Genomic DNA, 2,035 nt, shown 5'->3' on the forward strand with positions numbered 1-2,035 from the left:
GCCTAGAGATATTAAGACAATGGTTTCACTTAACCCAATCATGATTGATGGTACTGGTATGTGTGGATGCTGCCGTGTAACTGTTGATGGTAAGATCAAGTTCGCCTGCGTTGATGGACCAGACTTTGATGGTTTAAATGTTGACTTTGATGAATTAATGGCAAGAAAGAGAATGATCAAGGAACAAGAAAATCTTGTTGACACCAATGCAAACCGTATGTGTAACTTAATGAAGGGGGTTAAATAATATGCCTAATATGTCAAATAAAAAGGTAGAAATGCCTTCTCAGGAACCTGAAATTCGTGCAACTAACTTTAAAGAAGTTGCTTTAGGATATACAAAAGAAATGGCTCAGGAAGAAGCAGCTCGTTGCTTAAACTGTAAAAAGCCTCGCTGTGTGGATGGATGTCCAGTAAATGTACCTATCCCTCATTTTATTCAGGAAGTAGTGAATGGTGATTTTGAAAAAGCTTATGAAATCATCACTACAGAAAATGCTTTACCTGCAATCTGTGGTCGTGTATGTCCACAGGAAAACCAGTGTGAAGGTAAATGTATTAGAGGTATCAAGGGTGAATCAGTTGCCATTGGTAGACTTGAAAGATTCGTTGCTGATTATCACAGAGATCATGGTAAACCAACTGAAACTAAGATTGAAAAGAACGGTAAGAAAGTGGCTATTGTAGGTTCAGGACCTTCAGGTATCTCATGTGCAGGCGAACTTGCTAAACGTGGTTATGATGTAACAGTATTTGAAGCATTACATAAAACTGGTGGTGTATTATCTTATGGTATTCCAGAATTCCGTTTACCAAAAGATTTAGTACAGGCTGAAATTGATGGCGTTGCAGATTTAGGTGTTAAGTTTGAAACAAACGTTGTAGTAGGTCGTTCTATCACAATTGATGAATTACAGGAAAGTGGCTATGATGCTGTATTCGTAGGTGCTGGTGCTGGTTTACCTCGTTTCCAGGGTATTCCAGGTGAAAACCTTGATGGTGTTTATGCTGCAAACGAATTCTTAACTCGTGTTAACTTAATGAAGGGTTATGAATTCCCTAAACATCCTACTCCAGTTAAAGTGGCTGATACAGTATGTGTTGTAGGTGCTGGTAACGTAGCTATGGATGCTGCAAGAACTGCTAAGAGACTTGGTGCTAAGAACGTATATATCGTATATCGTCGTAGTGATGCTGAAATTCCTGCACGTGCTGAAGAAGTACATCATGCTAAGGAAGAAGGTATTATCTTCAAGTTATTAACTAATCCAGTTGCTGTTCATGGTGACAATGGTTCAGTTAAAGCTCTTGAATGTGTAGAAATGGAATTAGGAGAACCAGATGCATCTGGTAGAAGAAGACCAATTGAAAAAGAAGGATCTAACTTTACTATTGATTGTGGAACAGTTGTTATCGCAATCGGTCAGTCTCCAAACCCATTAATTAGACAGACTACTCCTGGTCTTGATTGCCAGAAGTGGGGTGGTATCATCGTTGAAGAAGAAACTAACCATACATCTAAAGAAGGCGTATGGGCTGGTGGTGACGTTGTAACTGGTGCTGCTACTGTAATTCTTGCTATGGGTGCTGGTAAAAAAGCAGCTAAGGCTATTGATGAAAAATTAAGTGGTGAATAAATGTATTGTACACGATGTGGTAAAGAGTTAGAGGAAGATGCAAAGTTCTGTCCTAATTGTGGAGAACCTGTCAGATTAGAAAATAGAACAGACTACACAACTATGGAAGACTATGCTTCTAGTAATGGCTATACAAGTCCTTATTATGAAGAAGATCGTGCCTCTATTGGTTTATGTATTATTTCATTCTTATTCCCTTTTATGGGTGTTATCTTCTTCTTTATGAAAAGAAGAATGACACCTAATAAGGCAAAAGCATGTTTAATTACAGGAATCGTTAGCTTTATATTGAATATTATTGCAACTTATGCATTATTATTAAACACAGGAATCAGAATCTTTTGGTAATTTAAAATAACTAGGGGTTTCCTAAATTTTAATTATCACGTAGTATGGGG

Annotated in this window: 3 protein-coding genes; all 3 read left to right on the forward strand. The window is 37.7% G+C overall.

Features of this window, described 5'->3' with window-relative positions; all coding sequences use genetic code 11:
• On the forward strand, nt 1–247 hold a 247-nt coding region (locus tag ACT8VG_RS10650), incomplete at its 5' end, for an iron-sulfur cluster-binding protein (RefSeq protein WP_444195855.1).
• 1 nt (nt 248) lies between these two features.
• A complete protein-coding gene (gltA, locus tag ACT8VG_RS10655) occupies nt 249–1,637 on the forward strand; it encodes an NADPH-dependent glutamate synthase (protein ID WP_444195856.1) in 1,389 nt (462 codons plus the stop codon).
• A complete protein-coding gene (locus tag ACT8VG_RS10660) occupies nt 1,638–1,985 on the forward strand; it encodes a zinc-ribbon domain-containing protein (RefSeq protein ID WP_444195857.1) in 348 nt (115 codons plus the stop codon).
• The last annotated feature ends 50 nt before the right edge of the window (nt 1,986–2,035 follow it).

The sequence above is a fragment of the Catenibacterium sp. genome, assembly GCF_052354645.1.
GTDB lineage: Bacteria > Bacillota_I > Bacilli_A > Erysipelotrichales > Coprobacillaceae > Catenibacterium > Catenibacterium mitsuoka_A.

Coding starts and splice junctions, on each gene's coding strand:
- gltA (WP_444195856.1), top strand. CDS start 249: ATGCCTAATATGTCAAATAAAAAGGTAGAAATGCCTTCTCAGGAACCT.
- ACT8VG_RS10660 (WP_444195857.1), top strand. CDS start 1,638: ATGTATTGTACACGATGTGGTAAAGAGTTAGAGGAAGATGCAAAGTTC.